This window comes from Streptococcus sp. 2342 (assembly GCF_013276795.1).
Classification (GTDB): Bacteria; Bacillota; Bacilli; order Lactobacillales; family Streptococcaceae; genus Streptococcus.
Window position 1 is genome coordinate 1 of record NZ_VMLR01000018.1, and the last position, 1313, is coordinate 1313.

The following is a 1313-nucleotide window of genomic DNA, read 5'->3' on the forward strand; positions in this document are numbered from 1 at the left end:
TTAGGTTCTGGTTTAGGCTCTGGTACGACATTTTCCAGAATATAAACATAGGTCACTTCAAGAGTTTGTCCTGCTACAACCTTGCCTGTTTCATTTCCTTTAGTTGAAGCTTCAACCAATTTGTATACTTTTCCTTCTGCAGTTGTGATACGGCTTGGTTTCATTCCGTTGTCTGCAGTATTATAGTCAGTTCCTGCTTTAGCGTCTGTTGTGTCTTTTACACCTGATTCTACATTAGCACCATCTGCAGTTCCTACTAATGGAGTTCCATCTTCTGTTTGGTAGTTAACGATGACTGAACCCGCTTTTTCATAGACATACGTTACTTCTGTAGTTCCTTCTACAACAGAACCTTCTTCTGGTTTAGAGCCGTCTTTTAGGGCTTTATCAGTTAGATAGTAAGTGACACCATCTTTTACGATAGTCGCTTTCTTATGTTCTGACGTGTTGTAGTTTGTATTAAGAGAAGCATTTGTTTCATCATTTTCATCTTCTGAGATGGTATTTCCTTCTGTATCTTGGAATTTAACGATGACATTCCCTTTAACTTCTTGGTAAACATAAGTTACTTCAAGAGTTTGTCCTGCTACTACTTTACCTATTTCGTCACCTTTAGTTGCTGTTGGTACTAATTCGTATACTTTCCCTTCTGCAGTTGTGATACGAGTTGGCTTCATTCCGTTATCAGATGTGTTGTAGTCTGAATTTGGTTTACCGTCTTTTGTATCAACAGCGTCCACTTGAATAGTGTTACCTTTTTCATCAGTGTAGTGAACTACTACTTGTCCTGCTTTTTCGTAAACGTAAGTTACTTCTGTTTTACCTTCTACTACATCTCCAGTTTCTTTAGAACCATCTTTAAGTGCTTTTTCTGTTAAGTAGTACACAGTTTCGTCTTTTTCGATTTTCTCTGGTTTGTTGTCAGTTGTATCGTATTTAGCATTCAGAGAAGCACCTTTAGTATCTTCTTTATCTTCAGCGATTACGTTACCTTCTGTGTCAACGTAGTGAACCACTACATCACCAGTTACTTCTTTATAAACGTATGTTACTTCTGTAGTTTCTCCAGCAACAACCTTACCTGTTTCATTTCCTTTAGTTGAAGCGTCGACCAATTCGTATACTTTTCCTTCTGGAGTAGTGATACGATTTGGTTTCATGTCGTTATCTGCAGTGTTGTAGTCTGAATTTGGTTTACCGTCTTTTGTATCAACAGCGTCCACTTGAATAGTGTTACCTTTTTCATCAGTGTAGTGAACTACTACTTGTCCTGCTTTTTCATAAACGTAAGTTACTTCTGTAGTTCCTTCTAC

The 1313-nt window shown here is 37.8% G+C and carries 1 protein-coding gene; it reads right to left on the reverse strand.

What is annotated here, in order from left to right; genetic code table 11:
* Positions 1 to 1313, reverse strand: a 1313-nt coding sequence (locus HT689_RS09465; RefSeq protein WP_173281006.1) for a MucBP domain-containing protein, incomplete at both ends; no start/stop codon positions are given.